Source organism: Criblamydia sequanensis CRIB-18 (genome assembly GCF_000750955.1).
GTDB lineage: Bacteria > Chlamydiota > Chlamydiia > Chlamydiales > Criblamydiaceae > Criblamydia > Criblamydia sequanensis.
This window is the reverse complement of the sequence record NZ_CCEJ010000001.1, coordinates 27,350-50,189: the sequence shown is the minus strand read 5'-3', so window position 1 is coordinate 50,189 and position 22,840 is coordinate 27,350. Positions and strand designations below refer to the sequence as shown.

At 36.9% G+C, this 22,840-nt stretch carries 17 protein-coding genes and 1 pseudogene; 10 read left to right on the top strand and 8 right to left on the bottom strand.

Going from position 1 to position 22,840, the window contains the following annotated elements:
- Nucleotides 1-381: 381 nt before the first annotated feature.
- The 5 genes from CSEC_RS00225 (at nucleotide 382) to CSEC_RS00205 (ending at nucleotide 5,690) form a co-directional block, all read left to right on the top strand.
- Nucleotides 382-3,009, top strand: coding sequence for a tetratricopeptide repeat protein (locus CSEC_RS00225; RefSeq protein WP_041016415.1), 2,628 nt, complete (start codon nucleotides 382-384; stop codon nucleotides 3,007-3,009).
- A complete protein-coding gene (locus CSEC_RS00220) occupies nucleotides 2,987-3,631 on the top strand; it encodes a MotA/TolQ/ExbB proton channel family protein (RefSeq protein WP_041016414.1) in 645 nt (214 codons plus the stop codon). The genes CSEC_RS00225 and CSEC_RS00220 overlap by 23 nt, the downstream gene beginning before the upstream one ends.
- 1 nt (nucleotide 3,632) lies before the next feature.
- Nucleotides 3,633-4,079, top strand: a complete 447-nt coding sequence (locus tag CSEC_RS00215; RefSeq protein WP_041016413.1) for a biopolymer transporter ExbD — start codon at nucleotides 3,633-3,635, stop codon at nucleotides 4,077-4,079.
- Nucleotides 4,080-4,094: 15 nt separating this feature from the next.
- Entirely contained in the window at nucleotides 4,095-4,787 is a 693-nt protein-coding gene (locus tag CSEC_RS00210; RefSeq protein ID WP_041016412.1) for a hypothetical protein, read from the top strand.
- A gap of 204 nt (nucleotides 4,788-4,991) precedes the next feature.
- Nucleotides 4,992-5,690 (top strand): hypothetical protein, encoded by a 699-nt coding sequence (locus CSEC_RS00205; RefSeq protein ID WP_041016411.1) that lies wholly within the window; start codon nucleotides 4,992-4,994, stop codon nucleotides 5,688-5,690.
- Between the two features lie 291 nt (nucleotides 5,691-5,981).
- Here CSEC_RS00205 and CSEC_RS00195 read toward each other — a convergent pair whose 3' ends face one another.
- On the bottom strand, nucleotides 5,982-7,148 hold the full coding sequence (locus CSEC_RS00195; RefSeq protein ID WP_041016409.1) for a glycosyltransferase family protein: 1,167 nt from the start codon (nucleotides 7,146-7,148) through the stop codon (nucleotides 5,982-5,984).
- 206 nt (nucleotides 7,149-7,354) lie between these two features.
- Entirely contained in the window at nucleotides 7,355-8,428 is a 1,074-nt protein-coding gene (locus CSEC_RS00190) for a hypothetical protein (RefSeq protein WP_041016408.1), read from the bottom strand.
- Between the two features lie 438 nt (nucleotides 8,429-8,866).
- On the opposite strand from CSEC_RS00190, the gene tkt reads away from it, so the two are divergent.
- The 3 genes from tkt to hemG are packed head-to-tail and all read left to right on the top strand — an operon-like array spanning nucleotide 8,867 to nucleotide 13,310.
- Nucleotides 8,867-10,906: a transketolase gene (tkt, locus tag CSEC_RS00185; RefSeq protein WP_079977911.1), complete on the top strand. Its 2,040-nt coding sequence runs from the start codon at nucleotides 8,867-8,869 to the stop codon at nucleotides 10,904-10,906.
- Nucleotides 10,907-10,914: 8 nt separating this feature from the next.
- The gene (gene hemE, locus CSEC_RS00180; protein WP_041016407.1) at nucleotides 10,915-11,928 is read left to right on the top strand and encodes a uroporphyrinogen decarboxylase; all 1,014 of its coding nucleotides are present in this window, start codon (nucleotides 10,915-10,917) and stop codon (nucleotides 11,926-11,928) included.
- Nucleotides 11,925-13,310, top strand: coding sequence for a protoporphyrinogen oxidase (gene hemG / locus CSEC_RS00175; RefSeq protein ID WP_041016406.1), 1,386 nt, complete (start codon nucleotides 11,925-11,927; stop codon nucleotides 13,308-13,310). The genes hemE and hemG overlap by 4 nt, the downstream gene beginning before the upstream one ends.
- 279 nt (nucleotides 13,311-13,589) lie before the next feature.
- On the opposite strand, the gene CSEC_RS00170 is transcribed toward hemG, so the two are convergent.
- Nucleotides 13,590-14,612 carry a glycosyltransferase family 4 protein gene (locus tag CSEC_RS00170; protein WP_161780933.1) on the bottom strand — a complete coding sequence of 341 codons (1,023 nt, stop codon included), beginning with the start codon at nucleotides 14,610-14,612 and terminating at the stop codon, nucleotides 13,590-13,592.
- A gap of 305 nt (nucleotides 14,613-14,917) precedes the next feature.
- On the opposite strand from CSEC_RS00170, the gene CSEC_RS00165 reads away from it, so the two are divergent.
- Nucleotides 14,918-15,787 (top strand): hypothetical protein, encoded by an 870-nt coding sequence (locus CSEC_RS00165; protein ID WP_041016404.1) that lies wholly within the window; start codon nucleotides 14,918-14,920, stop codon nucleotides 15,785-15,787.
- Between the two features lie 493 nt (nucleotides 15,788-16,280).
- Nucleotides 16,281-18,713, top strand: a pseudogene (locus CSEC_RS00160) (ATP-dependent Clp protease ATP-binding subunit); the annotation flags it as partial.
- Between the two features lie 365 nt (nucleotides 18,714-19,078).
- Here CSEC_RS00160 and CSEC_RS00155 read toward each other — a convergent pair.
- The 5 genes from CSEC_RS00155 to CSEC_RS00135 all read right to left on the bottom strand — a co-directional run bounded on the left by CSEC_RS00155 (nucleotide 19,079) and on the right by CSEC_RS00135 (nucleotide 22,744).
- Nucleotides 19,079-19,762 carry a PTS sugar transporter subunit IIA gene (locus tag CSEC_RS00155; protein ID WP_041016402.1) on the bottom strand — a complete coding sequence of 228 codons (684 nt, stop codon included), beginning with the start codon at nucleotides 19,760-19,762 and terminating at the stop codon, nucleotides 19,079-19,081.
- Nucleotides 19,763-19,882: 120 nt separating this feature from the next.
- Entirely contained in the window at nucleotides 19,883-20,332 is a 450-nt protein-coding gene (locus CSEC_RS00150; RefSeq protein ID WP_041016401.1) for a PTS sugar transporter subunit IIA, read from the bottom strand.
- Between the two features lie 188 nt (nucleotides 20,333-20,520).
- Nucleotides 20,521-20,982 (bottom strand): dUTP diphosphatase, encoded by a 462-nt coding sequence (gene dut, locus CSEC_RS00145; RefSeq protein WP_041016400.1) that lies wholly within the window; start codon nucleotides 20,980-20,982, stop codon nucleotides 20,521-20,523.
- A gap of 95 nt (nucleotides 20,983-21,077) precedes the next feature.
- Nucleotides 21,078-21,932: an acetyl-CoA carboxylase, carboxyltransferase subunit beta gene (accD, locus tag CSEC_RS00140; RefSeq protein ID WP_041016399.1), complete on the bottom strand. Its 855-nt coding sequence runs from the start codon at nucleotides 21,930-21,932 to the stop codon at nucleotides 21,078-21,080.
- 197 nt (nucleotides 21,933-22,129) lie between these two features.
- Nucleotides 22,130-22,744 carry a Fe-Mn family superoxide dismutase gene (locus tag CSEC_RS00135; protein WP_041016398.1) on the bottom strand — a complete coding sequence of 205 codons (615 nt, stop codon included), beginning with the start codon at nucleotides 22,742-22,744 and terminating at the stop codon, nucleotides 22,130-22,132.
- Nucleotides 22,745-22,840 lie beyond the last annotated feature (96 nt).

Sequence of the window (22,840 nt, the reverse complement as noted above, 5' to 3'; positions counted from 1 at the left end):
TTTGATTTGACTTTAGAAAACAAAAGGCTTTTTGATCATGAAAAAGGTGTTTTTTTAATTCGTTATTACTTAAGGTTTTTTAAAAAAGTTGTTCCCATTTTGAAGGTTCAAAGCCTTCTTCTGAGTTAGACTAAAACCTGCCGAACAAACTTCCAACCTTCTTAAAACTTGGATTGGAGCGTTTGTTGAAAATCAAAACCCCCTTTCGCTTTAAGGTTAAAACAAACCATGGAGAACTGAATATATTTTTATGTCTCTCAAAATAAATTGTTTATCTTTTGTTTGATAGAAAGTATTTAAGGACTACCCAAAAACAATTTTTGGTGACAAAATCCAAAAGCTATCATCTTAAGTAAACTTTAAATTTCGAGTCATGACTTTATGTTCTTAAGGATTGTTCTAATCATTCTTTTCATTATCATCTCGGAAAACAAAGTAGATTCCGCTCCAAGCACGCTTGAACCGAGAAAAAATTATGAACTTGCTTTAACAAGATCCGATGATCTCTTTAGAGAAGGCAATTATACGGACTCTCTTCTCATTTTAGAAAATTTAAAAGAGTCTCAATATAAAAATGAAACTTATCTAAAACTGGCAAGTTTCCACCTTTTTTTAAATAATCCATATGAGGCTAAACTTAATTTAAAAGAAATTAAAGATCAGGATCCCTCAGCCGCTTATCTTTTCGCTTTGGCGCTTAAAATGGAGGGTGAAAAAGAAGAAGCAAGAAAACTTTTAGCCAATTTCTTTTCGAATAAGCTTCCTGAAAACGAAATCGAGTTTAAAGCAAGCTTTGAATGGGCGCATTTACTGATTGAAAATCAGGAATATCAAAAAGCGCTAAAGCCTCTTTTTTACATCCTGGATTGCTCTCAAGATCAGAAACTAAAAGAAGCCGTCTTTTTCATGCTGGCTGCGATTCATATTGAAAATCAGGATTTTATAGATAATGAGGAAGACCGTAATAAGCTTTTTTCACAAGCCTATGGCGGGGATTTATTCAAAAAAATTCAAACCGCTCTTTCTGATGAATTCTTAAACTTTATGGAGTTTGAAAACAATTTAACCGCATTTAAAAGAAGTATTGATGCTGAAACAACAAACCCCCTTTTGAAATCAGCCCTGATTCTTTATGACAAGCTTTGTTTAAAAGGGGCGGAAATGCCTTTTTCAGAGAAAACACGCCAAAGCCTAATTGATGAATTAAAAATAAACTTTTTTAAAAGGGGCGCTCATAGCGAAAATGAAATAATTTATCTTGCAAAAGCATTTGTTATTGAAGGGGTTCTTAAACGTTCAAAATCGTCTATCCAATCCGCCAAATCCCTATTGAGGGCGCCGAACTTAATTATCTCCCACCATAATCGAAGAGAAGCCGATATTTTAGAGGCATTGGCATCAAACTCTCTTGAAGAGCGCTCCCTTTCTTTAACAAGATTGATTGAATCTGAGAAATCTCGGACTGATCTTATTAAACTCTGGTTTTATAAAGGCTATAATGACTATCAAAAAGGACTTTATGATGGGGAAGAAGCCTCCCAAACTAAAAGTTTGGAATCCTCTAAAGAGGCATTTTTGATGTGCCTTAAGCTTTCTGAAAACGACAACATTAAAAAAGACCCTCTAAAAATATTAGAGAGTGCCTATTCTTATCTTTTAGCGATTTCTTTATATGACCCCTCATTTGAAGCCCTCGATCTCATAACTTCAAGTAAAAAGGCCTGTTCCCAAAATTTAATGGATAACCTGAATTGTTTTGAACAAATCAAGACTCACCTAAAAGAGGGTCTTTCATTGGATTTGAAAACGATAATAGAAAAAAACCCGCATGCAGAGGACTTTTGTTTCCTTTTAGGTTTGTCTTGGATAAAAAATAAAAATTATGAAAAAGCGCTAGAAGTCTTTTCTCTTCCCTTTAAAGAGACTAATAAAAAAGTAAGGGCAGAATATTTATGTGCAATTTGCGAACAAAAACTCGGAAATGAAAAGCTAAGCCTTGCAAGATTTAAGGATTTTAGAGAAAGATATCCGAATCACGAACTTTCAGAAAAAGCATCCTTTTATAGTTTTTCTCTTCAAGACTATTTAATGGGGGAAAAAGAGGCTGTAAAACATCTAAAGCTTTTTCCTGAAAAGTACTCGGATAGCCCTTTATGTATAATTGCCTATTATTTGCTTGGGAAAGATTCTACAAAAGATAGAAAGTCTAAAGATAACAACTGGATAAAAAGAAAAAATTTAGCTAAAGCCCTTGATTATTATAATTTAGCTGAACAGAAGTTTGAAGCTTTAAGTCAAAAATCACCCTCAATTTCGAAAGAGTATGAATGTATAAACTATCAGGCAGGCTTATCAAAAGCGCTTCTTCAAAAAAGGATCGCTTCTAATTCAAAAGGAACCAAAAAGCAAATTTTTATTCAATATGCTTACGAAGAGCTCGAAAAGCTCCTTGACTTCGTGAGCAAAAGGAAAGATCCCTATTTTGAGAAAGCAAGAACTGAAGTTCAATATTACCTTTCCGAACTCCATAAGCTTTCAGGAGAAACTAAAAAAGCAAAAGAGATTTTATTTACTCTCATTAGTCAGAATAAAAAAGAGGAGGCGGATCATTTCATTAGCAAATCCTATTGGAAGCTTGCCGAGCTCGCTTTAGAAGACAATAATCCTAAAGAGGCCTTGGACTTATTTGAAAAATCAGAAGAATGCAACGTAATGAAATGGCTTGCGCGGTCTGAAAAGCAACTCTTTCTTATTTCAAAAAGCCTCTCTTTAAAAGAAATGGGAAAGTTAGATGAAGCCATGTTTCATCTTTCACTTGCAGTCAATGAAGATTCTTTATCTAAACTTCGATTAAAAGCCATGTTTCATCGTGCTGAAATATATACTCTTCAAAAAAGGGATGAGCTTTCTATTCAACAGCTGAAAGCCATTATGAAGCACGAAGGAGAATGGTCTAAAAAAGCAAAATCTTATATGGAAAAATATTATGGAACCGCCGTTAACCAATAATTTTGAGACCCTTTTTGCAGGGATAAGCAGTCTGAACATCATTTTTTTATTAATTATCGCATGTTCCATTGTGAGCTTTGCCCTTTTTTTCGAGAGGTTATATTGTTTGAAATCTTTAAGGAACGGGTTCGAATCCTTTATCCAAGGGATTCAAAATGCTCTTGAAATGAAAGATTTAAGCGAAGCCATTAAGCTATGCGATAAAAAAGAAGGTTCTTTCTCTTCTGTGATCAAAGCAGGATTGCTAAAAGCTAATAAAGAAAGAGAGGTTATAGAACAAGCGATGGAGCTCCAAGCAAGAATTGAAATTGCAAGCCTTGAAAAAAATACAAAAATACTCTCGCTTGTAGCCCATATTGCTCCTTTGATCGGTCTTCTTGGAACCGTTATTGGATTTATTCAAGCGTTTTCTGAAATGCGCCTAAGCGGTCTTGTTGATATAAATGCCACAAAAATTGGAGAAGCCTTAGAGTTTGCCCTCATAACCACAGCTGCAGGGCTTGCTGTCGCAATTCCTACCACTCTTGCTTATCACTACTTGGTAGCCCGAATCGAAAACTTAGTTTTAGAGCTTGAAGCAACTTCTTCTGAAGTCGTCAATATTATGTTGGAAAATCAATAAAATGAAGCCCTTTAAAACAACTTTAAAAACTTCCTTAAGTTTAATCGATTTGACACCTCTTGTGGATGTGATTTTTTTGCTTCTGATTTTTTTTATCATAACCTCCGATATTTTACCTTTTAAGACTCTAAACATCGAAAATCCGAAACTTGATAAAGATGCCATTCCTTTATCCACTCAACTTGCCGTCGTAATGGACCGTCAAAATGTTATTTATTTGGGATCTAAAAAAGTAATTGCCGATTTGAAATCGGTCAAACAAGAACTTCTTCAACTCATTGAAGCGATAAAAAATAAAAATGGGGGAAAAGAGCCGACTCTTGTTTTAAGCGTCGATAAAAATGTCAGCTACGGTTCTTTTTTGGAACTTTATTCAATTATAGAAGAGTTAGCAAGTCAGGTAAGACTTGTTTTTACACCTGATGAAAATTCCTACGACTATTTTTAATCCAAGGCTTTAAAAATGGAACTTTTAGAAAATCATAGAATTTCTTTTCCTTTCATTTATGCTTCTTCTTTAAGGAACCGTGAAAAACTATTCTTCTTTTTTTTAGCGGCTTTTTTAATCCATGCCCTTTTTTTCTTATCTTTAAGAGTACCCGAAAAGAACGCAAAGCTTTATGAGGCTTTAAAAAAAACGACCAAGCTTCAAATCCTGTTAAAAGAGAGTTTTCTCCAAAATAAATCAAAAAAACCAATCGACGAGCTTATTTTTTTAAGAGAAATGCCACTTGACTCTTTTCTCTTCCCTCAATTTGACTTTCATATCTTGCCAAAAATCCAAATTACTCCCTTAGATCCGGCTGACTTGCTATCAAAAAATAGCCGCTTCCTTCTCCACAATAATAAACGGACCTATCTAAAAAATGATTTTCATATAAGCGGTAGTTTAGCTGCTTTTTCTCTAATTGAAAGCGTGCCTGTAGAATATTTAGAAGCCTCTCTTGAAGATGTTATCTTACAAAAAGAATATGTTTTTCATGTTGATGTTTCTTCAGATACCGGAAAGATATTTTCTTACGACATCGAAAATTTAAATCCGGAAGATGACATTCAGCCTCTTATCTTATTCCTCCGCTCCCTGAAGTTTGAAACAGAAAAAAACGAGCCTTTTATTCAAGGCGTCATTGAAATTATTCAAAGAAGCCTAAAATAAAAACTCAAGCGTTTCGACATATCGATATAAACTTCGCCGACGGGATCAAAAAAACTATCATCCCTCTATTGGGACGGGTCTAAGGACTTGGTCTAAACAGGGGGTTTTAATCATTTAGAAGTTGTTTAGGTAAATTTAAACATGGTATAGAGTATCAATAGCTTAGCCAAAAAAAATTTATAATTTAAGCAATCAAGGTCTTTTATGAGTATTAGTATACATCAACCAAAGTATGTTTCGCCTCAATATGAACAAACGGTTTGTCTTAATTACCTAAAAACCATTCTTTACATTGCTCATGCTAAGGTGGGTGAGGTTTCTAAAAAAATTTCACCTAAAACAGGAAGCAAGCATGTTTTTAAAGCGGATAGGAAAATGCCTGCTTTAAAAACATCTCGAAAAACTGAGTTTCAATTTGCGTCTATTTTTCAACCTAGAAAAGGCAACCACATCTCCACCACCCTTCCAAAAACATCAGAAAAAGAACAAAATCTCCGCATTCAAAGAATTCAAACAAGAAGTTTTAAAGAAAAAAAAGGGTTTCACTTAACGCGAAAAAATAAAGAGTCGACAGGCCTTGACGAAGACCAAGAAATTCATACTCGAACTAAATATAAACCGGAAAATAGTGAAGAATCGGAAGAATTAAGCGAACTTGTAAACAAATATGTGCTTCGGTGCGAAATTGAGGTAGAAACAACCAAAGAAGACGACACACGAAGGGATAAATCCATTCTTCAAGAAGGAGCTTTTTGGAAAAAACACACTCTTCGCCAACGAAAGTCAAGGTCTGAAAAGCAGCACGTGTCAAAAAATTCTAAAAATCATGAGGAAGCCTTTAAAAAAAGAACCAACGAAATGAAACGTCTAAGGAATGAAAAAAAATCTTTTGTCTACTTTTAGAAACTCTTTTTAACATGGATTTTCGATTTCCAAAGGACTGCATACGATGATTGAAGTCTCTATCGATAAATTAATACTCATTTACTTTGGAGTCACTTTTACTTTTGTCGGTTTACTTTGGGGCTTGTTCTATTTGCAAAAGGGAAAGGCCGAAAAAATTTTAGTGAAAAACCAGGTTAAACACTGTGAATTTTGTCATTTCCGGTATCTCATAGACTTAAGAAAAAACCTGACACGTTGTCCTGAATGCGGATTGCTTAATGATGAGCGAAAATAGAGCGGATAACTTTTTTAAAGGAATTGATTCATTTCTTGAATAAGGGTTTCCGCTCGATTATGCCAGGTATGAAACTTTAAGGTTTTCTCTCTTCCCCTTAAGGCCATCTCTTCTCTTTTTTTGGTGTCTTTTAAAACATCCATGATTCTTTTCCCCGCCTGATCCCAACCTTTCGGAGGCACAATAAGGATATCTTCGTCATCAATAAAATTTCTTCGCACCCATAAGTTATCGGAAGTGGCCACCAAAGATCCAAGAGCACTGCCGGTAAAAAGCCTTTCATGAGTGCCGTTTTTAAAAAATGGAAAGCTATTTAATGATATTTTACTTGCCCTTAAGACGTTGAGAGAATCTAAAAAAGATACCGGTGAATGGAGGATAACATTCTTTTTATCCCCAAGATAATGCTCCCAACTATTTTTTGGTAAAAAATCGCCTTCCGCATTAGCTCCGAAGACATGAACTTTGACCTCTTCAGGTATAGCTCGAATGAGCTTAATTCGATCAAGCCCTCTTGTATAAAGGTCTAAATAGTTAAAAAGCTCTTCAAAATTGACTCCCTGCGGGGATAGGCCAAGATGGTTCCAGCTTTTGACAAGAGCTACTTGCAAAGGGGTTGCATTGTCATTCATCACAAGTTCAATGCTAAGAGAAAGAGCTTCTTTCGCCCCTTCGGGTAATTTTTTCTCCCAACTTTTTCTTAAAGTTTCATAATCATAACAACTTCCGATAAAGGTAACGTCATAAATTTTTTCTCTTAAAGGCTCTTCTGCTAAAGACTTTGGTACCGCATGAGGCAGAAAAAATGTTTTTTTAAAGCCAAAAGATAGAAGGTTTTCGACATCGAATAAATCGACGCAAGAAATGGTAACTAAAGGACTTTTGATCATCGCCAAAGAATAGAGAACAGGATCCACAAGGATTGCTAAGTGAGGCTTTTTTAGCATATCCCAAAGAAACTTCTGACCGCTGATGGGGATAAAACTATGGAAAGAAGCTGTGAGCGTTGGATTAAACGTTTCTATTTTTTCTAAATGACTTCGATTGAGTTTTCCTTGATTTACATCCAGTTCAAGGGTGTCTATTCCAAAGAAACGGAGCGCCTCCGCAAAGTATTTGGCGAAATGTCTTTTAGAATCATACTGATTATAATTTGTTAAAAAAAGGATACGCTCAATCATTTTAAAACACTTTAGACCCAAGCTATCGACTTATATTGGCTTTAGATTCGAGTTCTTTTCCCTAAGGAACTCGTGCCTTGGGCTTAACATAAGGCCATCATATTAAAAAATATGGGAAACTCATTTTGCAAGTTTCTTAAAGATAAAATATTTCCAATTTGAACTCATTATAAGTCGATCACTTGGGTTTTTAATATGGGTATTGTCTACTTTAAAATTTTTTTAGGATCAATAGGAGATTTTTGTATCTTGTTAAGCTTAATTCGAGTTTCATCCAAAAGATCAAGAGCCTTATCCTCTTTTGCAGCCGCAAATAAGAGAGTATTGGAGGCCGTTTCCTTTTCTTTAATCGGAATTTGAACCCAATCTTTGGGAGGAAAGCGAAAATCTTTGTATTTATTGGCTTCTTCAGAAGAAGAAGCCATGGGAGCCACCCATTCATTTGATATCCAAGGAAGAATCCCCATAGTGTTAAAAATCCCAACGGCGGCTATCCCTAAAACATCTTTCACCACCTCATTTGCTTTTTTTAAACCTTTCGTAATAGTCTCGACAGATTCAATCGATTTTATAACAGCTTTCATCAAGTGATCGACTGTAAACACCGAACCGAACTGTTTTAAAATTTGCGCGATAAAGGGTTCTTTAGCTTTTAAGCAAGACAATAGAAATTGTTTATTTTCTTGAAGAGCCGTCAGACATTTTTTAAAATTTAAAACGAATTCCCTTACCCGTTCACGTGCGAAATGCTCTGTAAAAGAAAAAGCATCCTTTATATCCATAAGCTTCATACTAAAAATAAATAACCTTTTAAAAAGTTCAAAAATGGAAAGAACAATTCTTTTTATTCTATTAATGAAGGTTTGTCCTAATTTTTTTAGAAAATTAAGTGTAGAGGGCGAAAGCCAAGAAAGCCCTTTTTGTTTTTCCCATTTTGTTTTTGGCGGCAAGAGATATGGGGTTGTCATAGCATCAAAAGTTGCCTCGCAAGTCTTTTGCAACTTCGTTTTTTCCTTGGCGGCTTCTGCAATGGTTGCTGAAATTGCGACCGCTTGAGACGCTATTTGAACAATTTTTTGATCTCCGAATTTTGCTTCAATGCAATCGCCTGATATGGTTTCAATAAAGTTATTGTTATAGTTATCCGCTTTAACCACAAAGCGATAAACCCCATGAACTTGATGGATCATAAAAGCCAAGGTATCAAGAAAACCCATTTCACTTCTATCTGTTGGATTTGCAAGGCAAATCACTTTTATTGGATTTATTGTCCCGACCATTTAAGCCCCCATACTCAAAGTTTAAATTTGTGAGATATTATTATTAGACTTCTTTCGAAACTTCATTCAATTGTTAAACTGCGGTTATTGGAATCTTTTTTCCTAAATTTTTCGCGCATTGGTCATTTTATGCCTTCAAAATTTATCAAAAAATTTGCACAAAACCAGCCCATCTTTCCAATCAAAGCTATTTTCGAAAGAAGTCTATTATGAAATTTTTAGACATTTACCAATTCCTTTTACTGAAGGGTTTTGGCATAAACAATAGATTCAATTCTTTGTCACGTTGGCTAATTTTGAGAAATTATTTTTTCTTGGAAAAAGGTTGAACAACCCTTAAACTCATTAAATAATTAAAAAAAAAGGACTTTAGGTTTAATCTTCCTCTTACAATGATAGATTAAATAAAAAGAAAGAACAAAACAAGGACTTGCGACTATGACTTCTTTGAATTTCGAGGAAAAAAATAAAAATGAAGCAGAAAAGAAGGCACTTTCTTCCGATTTAAAAAAGACTTTAGCTGACATTGCCGCCTCTATTCGAATTTTATCCATGGACGCCGTTCAAAAAGCAAATTCCGGCCACCCCGGGCTTCCTTTAGGATGCGCCGAGATTGGAGCTTATCTTTTTGGCATGGTCTTAAAGCATAACCCCAAAAATTCCAGCTGGGCCAACAGGGACCGCTTCGTTCTTTCTGCAGGTCACGGCTCCATGTGGCTCTACTCCCTTCTTTTTTTATCGGGATTTAACTTAAGCCTTGAAGATATAAAAAATTTTAGACAATTACATTCTAAAACCCCGGGGCACCCTGAATATGGAGACACAGATGGTGTTGAAACCACAACCGGTCCCTTAGGTCAGGGAATCGGAAATGCTGTTGGGCAAGCGCTTGGGATTAAGCTACTTGAAAATAAATTTAATAAGGATTCATATAAAATTTTTGATGCGAAAGTTTATTGCTTAATGGGAGATGGCGATATGATGGAGGGGGTATCCTCTGAAGTCTCATCTTTTTCCGGTAACTTGCAAATCAATAATTTGGTAGCCATTTACGATGCCAACAAAGTCTGTTTAGATGGACCGATTAGTGAAAGCTTTAGTGATAATGTCAAAGAACGGTATGAGTCCTATGGATGGAAAGTATACGAAATAAATGGCCATGATTTCGATGAAATTCATAGTGTTTTCACATTAATTAATAAAGGGCAGGATAGACCGGTCTTAATCATAGCACATACTATTATCGGCAAAGGATCCCCGAACAAAGCCGGAACAAGCAAAGTCCACGGCTCTCCTTTAGGAGCCGAAGAGCTTAAACTCACAAAAGAAGCCCTTGGTTTACCTTTAGAATCTTTTTATGTTTACCCCTCCGCACTCGAATTTTTTAAAAATAAATTGAAAGATGAAGAGAAACTGGAAAAGAATTGGAATGATCAATTTAAAAAATGGTCCGAAGCTTTTCCGGATTTGTATGATGAATACAAAAAAATGAAGGAAAGATTCATTCCTGAAAATTTGGAAAATGAATTAAAAGCACTACCTATCAAATCTCCAATAGCAGGAAGAAACGCATCTCATGCTGTGATTCAAGAGCTTGCAAAAGTTATGCCTGAGCTTTACGGAGGGTCGGCGGATCTTTCCGTGTCGGATATGACAATGATCACAGCGTATCCTGTGGTATCAAGAGGCTCGTTTAAAGGGCGCAATATTAAGTATGGGGTCCGTGAATTCGGGATGGCAACTATTGCTTCCGGGCTTACGGAAACCGGGATGATTTTACCCTTTATCGGCACTTTCTTAACTTTTTCAGACTATATGAGAAATGCCATTAGACTCGCCTCATTAATGAAGCTAAGAGTGATTTATCATTTTACCCATGATTCTATCTTCTTAGGTGAAGATGGTCCGACTCACCAACCTATTGAACATTATGCTGCTTTAAGAGCCATTCCGAACTTGCATTTTATAAGACCGGCTGATGCTAATGAAGTTAAAATGGCTTGGATGGCTGCCTTGAAGTATCATGGCCCGACAGCTTTTTCTCTATCGAGACAAAACTTACCCACTCTTTCTGAAACAGATGTACCTTATAATGAAGGAATGGGAAGAGGAGCTTATATTTTAAAAAAAGAAAAGAAAAAAGCTGATTTTACACTCATTGCTACAGGCTCAGAAGTGGAACTTGCCCTAAAAGTTTCTGAAGAACTTGAAAAAATGGGAAAAGGAGTTCGTGTCATTTCAATGCCTTGCACTCAGATATTTGATTCTCAAGATACGGCTTATAAAAATAGCCTGCTCGGCGGCGACATAGGAAAAAGAGTAAGCATTGAAGCCGGCGTTGATCTCGGATGGCATAAATATATTGGGATAGATGGAACGGCTATTTGCATGAAATCTTATGGGCTTTCAGCGCCTTACGAAAAATTAGCCGAAGAATTCGGATTTACAGTGCCTTCTATTTTAAAACGAATTCTCTAAGGAAGAAAATGAAGCATTCCCTTTTTCTTGAGGCTCTTAACTGCCAAAATAAAACCACGCAAATCCCTGTTTGGCTAATGCGGCAAGCGGGACGCTATTTACCTGAATATCAAGCTTTTCGAAAGAAATTTTCTTTTGAGGAAATGCAAAAAGATCCGGAAATTGCATCTATTGTGACCCTTCAGCCAATACAGCGTTTTCAAATGGACGCAGCGATTATCTTCTCGGATATATTGGTAGCCGGCGATTTAATCGGCTATCCCTTTTCTTTTAAAGAATTGCAAGGCCCTTATCTAAAAAAAAGGCTTGAGAAACCGGAAGACATAAAAAAAATATCTTTAAGTAAAGCTTGTGATTTACTTCAGAACTTAAAAAAAGCGATCGAGATTACAAAAAATGAGAACCCGGTCCCATTAATCGGGTTTGCGGGAGCCCCATTGACCCTAGCCTCTTATATTATTGAGGGTAAATCAAGCTCTGATTTTAAATTAACTTTGAAGTGGATGGAAGAGCATCCGGAACACTTTGATCACTTGCTTAAGATTCTTTCATCGGCGGTCATTGATTTATTAAAATGGCAAGCCGATGCGGGGTGCGATGCTTTGCAAATCTTTGACACTTGGGCTCAGATAGTCCCCCCCACAAAATATAAATCCATTTTGAAACATACCCATTACATACTTGAAGAATTGCGTCCCTTAAATAAGCCCATCATTCTTTTTTGCAAAGGTGGAATAAATTACAGCCGGGAACAAGTAGAATTAAGATCCCAAGCCGTAAGCCTAGATGCTAGCGTTTCTTTAAAAGAAGCCCGAAAGGTTTTTGGAAACAAAGTATGTCTGCAAGGAAATTTAGACCCCTTAACCTTGCTTGAGAATAAAGAGATTATACAAGAAAATGCTAAAAAAATAACCCATGAAATGGCTCATGATCCAGGCTTTATTTTTAATTTAGGACACGGTGTTTTAAAAGAAACTAAGGTGGAAGCCATTTACTCTCTACTAGAAGCGATCAGAAAATGAAATCAGTTGCCATTTTGGGTGGAGGAATAAGCGGGCTTGCCTTGGCTTATTTTCTTAAAAAAAAATATCATAATAACCTTCATATTTCCCTTTTTGAGAAATCAAATCGCATGGGCGGTTGGATTAGAACTATCCATAGTAAGGGATATCAATTTGAAGTGGGCCCAAGGAACTTAAGGGCTCAAGGAAAAGGGCTTGAAACGCTTTCGCTCGCTTTAGAACTTGGACTTAAGGAAAACCTTATTTTTGCAAGTCTGCCCTCTCAAAGACGATACCTATTAAAAGAGGGAAAATTAGACCCTATTCCTAAAAGTATTTTTGAACTCTTATTTACAAAATCAGGTAGATTAATCGTTAAAGCTCTCTTGAATGATCTCTTTGCAAGAAAAGGGAGCCATGAAGAAGAATCGATAGAAGCCTTTTTTTTAAGACGCTTCGGAAGAGATTTTACAAGACAATATGTCGATCCTTTTGTCACAGGTATTTTTGGGGGAAAAGCAAATGAGCTTTCATTAAAGGCATGTTTATCTAGATTTTCGGATTTAGAAAAAAAATACCCGTCTTTAGTATTAGGTTTGCTTTTCAATAAGGAAAAACAAGATGTTACTTTGGAGAACGATCTATTAACCAAAACACGAAAAAGCGCTTTATTTTCTTTTGACAAAGGCGTTGAAATGCTTCCTAAAACCCTTTATGAAGCTATTCAAAAAAAGGTGGATTGCCATCTAAATTCCTCAATTGCAACGATTGAAAGAAGGGATGGCCATTTCTTTTTAAAGACAAAAGAAGGATCCGTTTTTAAAAAAGACACTGTCATTTCGACATTACCTCTTTTTGAAAATAGATCTCTTTTGCCAAACGATTATAAGGATCTTCTCGACTCTCAAGCTTTTGATACAAGCTATGCTTCTTTTGCTCTAATCTGCTTAGGTTGGAAAAAAAAGATTCTTAAGTCAGAGGGCTTTGGATACCTTGTTCCTGAAACGGAAAAAAATGAATCGGTATTGGGCGCGGTTTTTGATTCCATTGCCTTTCCATCGCAAAATAGAGCTCCTGAAGAAACACGCATCACTTTCATGTTAGGCGGAATGCGTCAACCGAATCTTCTAAATTTAGATCAAAAGGAGCTGCTTTCGATCGCAAAAAAAGCTTTAAAAAAGCATCTTGATATTGATGAGCCTTTTGAAGAATCTCTTATCTTTAGAGCTAAAGAAGCAATTGCCCAATATCAATTAGGACACTTGGATAGAATCCATGAGCTTCAAGAAAAAATAGCAAATCATTTTCCGGGATTCATTTTTAGCGGCAGCGGAATTGGAGGCGTTTCTATTAATGACTGCATCTCAAATGCCAAAAAATTAAGTGAAAGCTTAAAGGTGTAATTAAGCCTTGATTATCGCCCCTAATCCGTTAGGCAAGCGCTACAGTTAACCAAGTGATTTTTTGATATCCTTCGAACATGGCAATTAGATAGAACAAGTCATTGCATTTAAAGACCCTCACGAAGAAATCTCAAAAATTTTCGGCCTCAAAAATGATCCCCATATATTATGACTACAAGAGATGTTTATAGTATGGATACAGTTACCGATTTAGAATCTCTTAAATTTCGAAAGAAGTCTCCTCTAAAATGACTCTATACGCGAGAGTGGTTCGTTAAGTCAGCTTTGCTCCAAAATCTTTAAATAAAACCGTATATATCCGGCTGTCATCTTTTCAACCGTAAAATTTTCTTCAAAACTTTTTCTGCAATTTTCCCTTTTTATTTCAGGAAGTCTGTCGATTCTTTCTAAAGCTTCATGAAGAGTTGTGAAAAAAAAGCCGTTTTGAGCTTCGTTTATAATTTCAGGTAAAGCGCCTTTTTTTCTTGCAATCACAGGAGTGCCGGAAGCTAGGGCTTCAATAGCCACAAGACCAAAAGGCTCATTCCATCGAATCGGAAGAATCAAGCCATCAGCTTTAGCAAGAAGGCTTTTCTTTAAATCCCCTCCCACTTCTTCAAAATACTCAATCCCAGTTAGTTGTTTCATAATTTTTATGGATTGCTTTGAAAAAGGCTTATCATCTTTTTTAGCTGCTACCTTAAATTTTTTTTTGGACATGTAAGCAAGCCTTAAGATGTCATCAAATCCTTTTTCTTCTGCAAGCTTCCCAAGATAAAGTAAATATCCATCGGTATTTTCAGAAAAATCAAATAGATCTTTTGGCAAGCCATGATGCTGCACCCCTATCCAGTTCAAGCCTTTATAGCTCTCTTTTTGGCTATTTGAAATTGCGGAAAGAAACGCTTTCGGCATTTTTTCCATGATCCATTTAACTTTTTCATCGCTTAAAGGATCATGGATCGTTGTTAAAAAAGGGGCTTTAATTCGTGCTGTGAATAAGAATTGATTTAAGTTGCTTAAGTGAAAATGGAGGATATCATAATTTTTTGATACGTCAGCTATTATTTCGAATAAGTTATTATAGGCTCTAAAAAGGCTTCTCGAGTCATTTTTACCCCTCAAGCTATCAGAATAAGGTATAAGTTTGGCGTTTGTTTTGGAATCAACGCTTGCTAAAATTGATACTTCATGACCTTGCTTTACAAGCTCTTCCGTCAAATAGTAAATAATTCTTTCAGTGCCGCCATAGCCATCCGGCGGAATTTTGAAAACGGGCGGGGCTATTTGCAATATTTTCATGGCAAAATCCATTTTTTTTTATAAAAAGTGATAGCAAATTATATTTTTTTTAATTTTTTTTTTGCTAAAAAAATTGCTATTTTTTTATAGCAACCGCGAACTAAAAATTACCTTTATAAGTTATTAAAAAATAAGATGATATAGCAAAATTAAATATTGATTTCTTATGGCAAAATAGCTTCACAAAATGCTATAAAAAAAGAAATTATTTTTGTTTTTTGCAAAGTAAAGATTTGAATAAATTATAAGATGTTTGTATATGTGGTTTCGATAGCCAATTCCTTAAAAAATGGAGGGTCTTCCAAATGAAACTCATTCAAAAATTTGTCCTCTTCACCATGGGCATCGGAATGCTTTTTGGGCTCAAGTCGGAAGCCCAAGCTGACTGGTATAGCTATGGTTACGACGGCTGCTGTTACGAGGGTCCATTAACACCTTGTAGCTTCGGCGTCGGCATTCGCGGCGGTGTAGCCCCAACTTGGTTTACAGATCGCGGCGATAACCTCATAATAGGGCCTGTGGCTCCTATTGGGGTTCTAGATGAATTCTCAGTTGTAAAATTTAATGACGCATTCGATACTCCTTGGACAATTTCAGCAGAGCTTGGATATGCATTCAGCGATCACGTGGAATTGTTCTTTGAAGGAGCATATACACATGCCAGTGGAAAAACACATGAAGTTGATTTCGACTTTGTTCCAGGTTTCCCATTAACAGCTAGTTTCGGTTTCGACAACTATTCTGATTGGGCACTTTATGCTGGAGCTAGATACCATTTTACAGGCTGTGATTTATGTGGATGCCGAGTATGGCCATTCCTAGGCGCTAAGCTTGGTGCTAAATTTTACGACAAAGTTAAATACGATGTCGATTTCACCTTCACAAGCATTGTTCCACCTCTTGTGATTGAATTTGAAGATAGCTTTACAGTTTACAAACGCCAAACAGTGCCTTCTATCGGTGCTCAGTTAGGTTTTGAAGCTAAATTCAGCAACTGCTTCTCATTTGTATTCATGGTTGAAGCTTTATGGTCAGGTTGCTTTAAACCTAACGAATCAATTCTTATTCCATCTCCGGTTACAACACCAGATATCCTTGCAGAAGTTCTCTCTCCTGGACACACTGGTCCTTTGTTCCAACTACCAATCACAGTTGGATTTAACTGGTTCTTCTAAGAATTGTTGAACAGATGTCGATTAGGGGGAGCTTTAAGCTCCCCTTTTTTTTACCTTCCCATTTTTCTCTTTTGCTCCAAAAAATTCTTATCGGATTAAAGAGAAAGGAAAGTCTAAAAAACACTTTGAAAGATATATGGAATAAAAGATAATTTGTATGGGGCTTTTAAAGATATTTCTTAAGCTCGATTTTTTATCCTAAAATAAATTGCTAAAGAATTACACTGGTACCACTTAAAAACTGAAGATCGAAAAGCTTTCTCTAATGAATATTCATCAGGTTAGCTAAATGTTTAGTATATTTATGCCATTTATGATACTTCAAATGCTTTAAGCCAAATGCCATTTTTTGAAGTTGTTTCGGTATAATAGGTTTTTTGGTACGATTCTAGATAGAGAAGTAAATCGTCCGGTTATAGGTTTTAATCGGTTTTTTTGATCAATCATTTTCAATTTGAGAAGATTTCAAATTGATAAAAGTTGAGCCATCCATATGTTCGATAAATTCACAAACCGCGCAAAGCAAGTGATTAAACTCGCTAAAAAAGAAGCGCAGCGTCTCAATCACAATTATCTCGGAACGGAGCATATCCTTCTCGGTCTATTAAAGCTCGGGCAAGGTGTCGCTGTTAATGTTCTTCGCAATTTGAACATTGACTTTGAAACTGTTCGAAGCGAAGTGGAAAAACTTGTGGGCTATGGCCCTGAAATACAAGTGTATGGCGACCCTGCGTTAACCGGAAAAGTTAAAAAAGTTTTTGAATACGCAAATGAAGAAGCTGCCAATCTCAATCATAATTATGTCGGCACCGAGCACTTGCTCCTCGGCCTTTTAAGGCAAACCGATGGAGTGGCAGCTCAAGTTCTTGAAAATTTGAATGTCAATTTAAAAGAAGTCAGAAAAGAAGTCCTCAAAGAGCTTGAAACTTTTAACTTGCAACTTCCTCCCTTAGGTGGAGCTCAGAATCCTAGCGATTCCCCTCAATCCCGCTCAAGCCAGACCTCTAAACCTTTTGAGAAAGCAGGCATTGGCGGCGGAAATCAGGATAAAATGCCAGCTTTAAGAGCTTATGGGTATGATCTAACCGAGATGTGCCGTGAAGGAAAAATGGATCCTGTCATCGGTCGAAAAGAAGAAGTCGAACGATTAATATTGATTCTTTGCCGAAGAAGAAAGAATAACCCGGTTCTTGTCGGAGAAGCAGGTGTTGGAAAGACAGCTATTGTTGAGGGTCTTGCGCAAGCTATTGTAAAAGGCGAAGTGCCGGACATCCTGATGAAGAAAAAGCTTATCACGTTAGATCTTGCCCTCATGATAGCCGGAACTAAGTATCGCGGTCAATTTGAAGAGCGCATCAAAGCTGTTATGGATGAGATCAAAAAAAATGGCAATATCCTTCTTTTTATAGATGAGCTTCACACAATTGTAGGCGCCGGAGCCGCAGAAGGCGCAATCGATGCCTCAAATATTTTAAAACCGGCTCTTTCTCGAGGCGAGATACAATGTATCGGAGCTACAACAATCGATGAGTATAGAAAGCATATTGAAAAAGATGCTGCCTTGGAAAGGCGTTTCCAAAAGATTATGGTTCAACCGCCTTCTGTTGAAGAAACCGTTGAAATTCTTCGGGGCTTAAAAGCGAAGTATGAAGAACACCACAACTGTATTTATACCGATCAAGCGCTTCGCGCAGCCACAGTCCTTTCAGATCGCTACGTCCATGGCCGTTTTTTACCTGATAAAGCGATTGATCTTATCGATGAAGCAGGCGCAAAAATGCGCATTTCCATGATGCATCAACCTCAAGACATCAGCAAATTCGAGATGGAAATTGAAGAGGTCCGCGTAGCCAAAGAAAATGCCATAAGCAAACAGGAATATGAAAAAGCAGCTAAACTTCGGGATAAAGAAAAAAGCTTAAGGGAAAATCTACAAAAAATCCGCACTGAATGGGAAAGCGATAAGCAAGAACATGAAGTCATTGTTGATGAAGAAGATGTAGCTTCTGTTGTGGCAAAACAAACAGGCATTCCTATTCATCGTTTGACTGAAGGGGAAACTCAAAAAGTCTTAAAAATGGAAGAATTGCTAAAAGAAAATATCCTCGGACAAGATGATGCGGTTGCCACTGTTTGCCGAGCTATAAGAAGAAGCCGTGCAGACATTAAAGATCCTAAACGTCCGATAGGAGCGTTTCTATTTTTAGGACCCACTGGAGTTGGAAAAACCCTTCTTGCAAGGCTTTTAGCCATTCATTTATTTGGAGGCGAAGATGCTCTCATCCAAGTCGATATGTCTGAATATATGGAAAAATTCGCCGTCAGTCGAATGACAGGCTCTCCTCCGGGATATGTCGGCCATGAAGAAGGCGGTCAGTTAACAGAGCAAGTAAGGCAAAGACCCTATGCCGTCGTTTTATTTGATGAAATTGAAAAAGCTCACCCTGATGTGATGGACCTTCTCTTACAAATTTTAGAAGAAGGCCGGCTAACCGATTCTTTCGGCCGAAAAGTCGATTTTAAAAATACCGTTATCATTATGACTTCCAATTTGGGAGCCGACCTGATTCGAAAAAGCACTGAAGTCGGATTTGGAGCTAAGATGGAGGGCCTTGATTACGCAAGCATCAAAGATAAAATCGAAGGAGCTGTTAAGAAACACTTTAAGCCTGAGTTTTTGAATCGTTTAAACGACATCATTATCTTCCATCCTTTGCAAAAAGATCAGCTCTTAAAAGTTATTGATATTGAAGTTAAAAAACTTAAAAAACGATTGGAAGAGCGTCAGATTTTCATTGAATTAGATGATTCTGCTAAAAATTTCCTTGTAGATAAAGGGTTCCAGCCTGAAATGGGGGCAAGGCCTTTAAGAAGAACAATCGAGCAGTATCTTGAAGACCCTCTCGCAGAAAAACTTCTTCACGAACCAAATAAGGGACGCCATTCAAAAGTAGTTGTAAATGAAGGTGTTTTAAGTTTTATTGACGATGATGTCTTCGAAATTAAAAAAGAAAAGCCAAAGAAAAAACAAAAAAAGCGTAATGGCAAAGAAGAAGCTAATTCCACAGTAGAAGAAGAAGAGCTAGAAGAAGAAGAAAAAAAGGAAAAAAGCTAATTACCCTTTTTTTGAACCATTGAACGATTCAAACTCCAGAAAAGCATGAAAATGTGCTTAGCTGGAGTTTTTTTTTATCCTATTAGACTTCATCAAAACTCCATAAGCTTATTAAAATAGCTGTTCTACAATCAGCAAGGAGTTTTGAAAGAAGCCCATTAAAAAGTTTCTAACACTTAAGTGTTAATATGACTTTCCCACTGCTTAATTTCTTCAAGCAAAGAAATCTTGTTAGGCTTTTTTTCAATCAACTGTTTTAAATGTTGCTGCGCGCAAAAATGAGCGATTTTTGCAAGGAGATGAAGATGGTTTTTATCACTTGCAGCAAATAGGAAAAATAGAGAATGAACCGGCTTTCCATCCAAAGCGCCATAATCTGAAATGGCTCTTTCCGGGAAAACTACGTATACAGAATCAAAAGAGTTTTTTATAAAGGCTTCACGGGTATGGGGCAGCCCAATTCCTGAACCGATGGCTGTCGGTTGAAGATTTTCTCTATCTAAAAGAAGGTCTGTCAGGATGTCTTTGTCTAAGGCCAAATCCTTAGCTATAATGGCCATAGCATTCCTAATGACCTCTTCTTTGCTTTTTCCGGGAATGGAATGAAGGACTCCGCCTTTATGAATGGCTCGATATAAGCTGAATTGACGGTTTCCTCGCCCTTTTGCTTCATCATCCACATTTCGTAAGTGAAAGTCATTTTTTTGACTTCTAATCACCCAATCTTCAATTTCGATCCGGCTAAATCGAAAATCACTATCTATGCGGTAATAGGGAATTTGGCCCGCTGTTACCCAATCCTTAATGGCATTCTCAGTGACATTTAGCAATTCAGCCACATCTTTTATCTGCAAGTCCATGCTTTTTTCCTTTCCTGCAAAGCGAGTCCTAACTCTTTTAAATTCTAGTATTTTTAAAAGAATCTATACCTTGTCCTCGGATTATATCAAACAACAGGGTAAGGTTTACAAACCTTTTTTTTAAAATCCTTTAAAAAGTTCGATTATCTCTTGAGGCGAGCCAGAGTTCAAGACTTTTTTACGTCTTTCCTCATCTTTTATCGCCATTGTAAGCCCGGAAAGAAGTTGCAAATACTCTGTTTGTTTATCATCGGGGCCGCCAATCATAAAAATTAGCCTAACTAAAGTGCCATCAAGCGCATTCCAATCCACCCCGGTTTTTAAACATGCGACCGCAATAAAAAAATCATCGTAAGAAGGCAGCTTTGCATGCGGTATGGCAACACCCATACCGATTCCGGTTGAAACGATTTTTTCCCTTTCTATAATGGCTTCATAAAAAGCTTCTTTATCTTGCAGCTTGCCATTTCGATAAGCAAGATCGACAAGCTCTTTTAAGACTTCATCTCTAGAGGGCGCTTCTAAAAAAACAACAAGCTCAGGTTGCAGGTAATGGAAAATTTTTTTCATATATCCAATCTAATTCATCGCAAAAAAAATTTTGACCTCAAGCGATTCCTTTTTCAATAGCTTCCAAGCTATAAAATAGCAAGAAATGAAAAATTTATTTTATATATGATCCAGGTTCGCTCTTCTTAATTTGCTAAAAATAAACTGCAAAGCAAAATAAGACTTAAGGCCAATTTCAATAGTACCGACTAGTTGACACCGGTGCTCCCAAAACCGTTATTACCTCTTGAGGATGGCGAAAGATTGCTCGTTTCAATAAAGCGAGCCCTTAAAACAGGAGCTACTATTAACTGAGCAATGCGCATGCCATTTTTAACCGCAAAAGTTTCTTTTCCGTGATTAATTAATATTACTTTTAGTTCCCCTCGATAGTCGTGATCGATGGTTCCGGGAGCATTTAAAACAGTAACCCCATGATTAAAGGCAAGGCCGCTTCTTGGTCTTACCTGTATCTCGTACCCTTCAGGAATTTCAAACCGAAGACCTGTTGGGACAAGGTGAGTATCCCCTGGATTAATAAGAATGTCTTCGTTAATAAACGCTCGGACATCGGCCCCGGCGGCCCCTTCGCTGCCATAAAAAGGAAGCTCCACATTTTTTTCTGCCAAAACGGGAATCACTATCGATTCAAATTTATTTTCTTTATTCATACAAAAATCCTAATAGGGAAAGTAAGTTTATGAGTCTCTCTTCATTTTTTTTAAAGGAAAAAATGAGGGATGGGAAATATTAATTCTTTCGAGGTCTATTCATGTTCAGGTTTAGCACTAAAACATGAAAGAATCGTGAATAGCTTTGATTTGAGGTCAGGTCGTCTCACTATATCGTCTATCATTCCATGCTCTAAAAGAAACTCTGATTTTTGCGCTCCGGGTGGCAATTTCTGTCCAATAGTTTGTTCGATAACTCTTGGTCCTGCAAAACAAATAAGGGCATTAGGCTCAGCTAAAATCACATCGCCAAGGGAGGCAAAAGAAGCTGTAACCCCGCCTGTTGTCGGGTTAGTCACAACAGATATGAAAGGGATTTTTTTCTCAGAAAGTCTGGCTAACGCAGAGCTTGTCTTAGCCATCTGCATTAAAGAAAAAATAGATTCTTGCATCCTTGCCCCGCCGGAGGTGGATACAATAATGACAGGGAGTCGATTTTCAAGGGCAAATTCAATTAAGCGAGTGATTCTCTCCCCAACAACAGAACCCATGGAGCCGCCCATAAAATTAAAGTCCATGACAGCTAGAGCAAAGGGAAGACCGTTCATTTCTCCTCTGCCGACACGCACAGCTTCAGTATGGCCTGTATTTTCAGTCGCCTTTTTTAGACGCTCGGGATAGTTTTCAGTATCGACAAAATTGAGTGGGTCGGTAGATTTTAGCTCTTCGTAAAAGACTTCAAAAGTTCCGGGATCGGTTAAAAGATCAATTCTTTGTTCAACAGTTATACGGTAATGGTAGTCACATTTTGGGCAACAGCTGAAATTCTTCTCTAGTTCATTGGCATGAATCAATTCGTTACAATTAGTGCATTTAAGCCAACCGCTAAAGCTGTCTTTTTTAGACGTTTGAATTTTTATTTTAGGTTTATCCCTAGAGAAAAGCCCCATTAATATTAACCTTTATCTAAAAGTGAACGCTTTTTTCATTAGTGTAATAAAGTAACTTTCTTCAAAAAAGTTTCTTAAAAATTGTAGACGAAATTAATATTATCTTTTTTTTTAGTTTATTACAATCTTAACTCAACTTTGATTTTTCGGCTGAAACAACTTGAAATTCGTTCAAATTGTTTCAGCAAAAGAAAGCGTTAAGCACTTTGGGCTTTTGCATAACGTTCTTCAACATTTTTCCAATTGATGATTTTCCAAATGTTTTTAAGATAATCGGGCCTTACATTTTTATATTGCAAATAGTAAGCATGTTCCCAAACATCGATCCCAAGAAGAGGAATCAAGTTCTGTAAAACCAAAGGGTCTTGGTTTGGGCACACGGCAATTTCAAGACGCTTTCTTTTTTTATTGTATCCAAGCCATCCCCAGCCGGAACCTTGAATCGCGCCTGTTTGAGCGGAAAATTCTTGGATAAAAGCGTCCAAAGATCCAAATTCTTTATTGATCGCCTCTAAAAGAGCGCCTTTTGGGGGCTCTCCCCCGCCTTGGCTGATCGGGGCTAAATTTGTCCAAAAAATGGAGTGGTTAATATGACCGCCGCCATTGAATTTAATAGCTCCTTGAGCTGAAATCATTCCATCAAGATCGCCCTTGTTTTGGGCTTCTTCATATTTTTCAAGGGCTGCATTCAAATTATTAACATAAGCTAAATGGTGCTTATTGTAGTGCAAATCCATAATTTGCGAACTGATTACGGGCTCAAGTGCATTTAACTCGTAAGGTAATTTGGGCAATTCGTATTTTTTTGCCATTGATAACTCCTTCGATGAAAGTTGACAAACATCTTAATTGCAATTATGAGTAGAAGTTAGGAAAACATCAAGGTCATTAAGCCGGCAACTCGGCTT